The sequence below is a fragment of the Streptococcus bouchesdurhonensis genome (genome assembly GCF_948472335.1).
Genome location: NZ_CAOKTW010000038.1, coordinates 1 through 1,297, shown reverse-complemented (window position 1 = coordinate 1,297; position 1,297 = coordinate 1). Strand labels below are relative to the sequence as shown.

The following is a 1,297-nucleotide window of genomic DNA, read 5'->3' as shown; positions in this document are numbered from 1 at the left end:
TCGTAATCAGACTCCAAAACCTGTTACAGAGCGTAAATTCCATGAATTGCCAACAGAATTTGAATATACAGATGGTATGACCGTTGCGGAAATCGCAAAACGTATCAAACGTGAACCAGCTGAAATCGTTAAGAAACTTTTCATGATGGGTGTTATGGCCACACAAAACCAATCTTTGGATGGGGAAACAATTGAACTCCTCATGGTGGATTATGGTATCGAAGCCAAACAAAAAGTTGAAGTGGATAATGCCGACATCGAACGTTTCTTTGTCGAAGATGGTTATCTCAATGAAGATGAATTGGTTGAGCGTCCACCAGTTGTAACTATCATGGGACACGTTGACCATGGTAAAACAACACTCTTAGATACCCTTCGTAACTCTCGTGTTGCGACAGGTGAAGCAGGTGGTATCACTCAGCATATCGGTGCCTACCAAATCGTGGAAAATGGTAAGAAGATTACCTTCCTTGATACACCAGGACACGCGGCCTTTACATCTATGCGTGCGCGTGGTGCATCTGTTACCGATATTACTATCTTGGTTGTAGCGGCAGATGACGGGGTTATGCCTCAGACTATCGAAGCCATTAACCACTCAAAAGCGGCGAACGTTCCAATCATCGTAGCCATTAACAAGATTGATAAACCAGGTGCCAACCCAGAACGCGTTATCGGTGAATTGGCAGAGCATGGAGTTATGTCAACTGCTTGGGGTGGAGATTCTGAATTTGTTGAAATCTCAGCTAAATTCAATCAAAACATCGAAGAATTGTTGGAAACAGTCCTTCTTGTGGCTGAAATCCAAGAGCTTAAGGCAGACCCAACAGTGCGTGCGATCGGTACGGTTATCGAAGCTCGCTTGGATAAAGGAAAAGGTGCGGTCGCAACCCTTCTTGTTCAACAAGGTACCTTGAATGTTCAAGACCCAATCGTTGTCGGAAATACCTTCGGTCGTGTCCGTGCTATGACCAACGACCTTGGTCGTCGTGTTAAAGTTGCTGGACCATCAACACCAGTTTCAATCACAGGTTTGAACGAAGCACCGATGGCGGGTGACCACTTTGCTGTTTACGAGGATGAAAAATCTGCGCGTGCAGCAGGTGAAGAACGTGCCAAACGTGCCCTTATGAAACAACGTCAAGCTACCCAACGTGTCAGCCTTGAAAACCTCTTTGATACCCTTAAAGCTGGTGAACTCAAATCAGTTAACGTTATTATCAAGGCCGATGTACAAGGTTCTGTTGAAGCTCTTTCTGCCTCACTTCAAAAGATCGATGTAGAAGGTGTTAAAGTT

At 44.8% G+C, this 1,297-nt stretch carries 1 protein-coding gene; it reads left to right on the top strand.

Annotation, left to right across the window (positions count from 1 at the left end; all coding sequences use genetic code 11):
• Nucleotides 1-1,297: translation initiation factor IF-2 (infB, locus tag QMQ21_RS19150; protein WP_261814985.1), on the top strand; the 1,297-nt coding region annotated here is incomplete at both ends.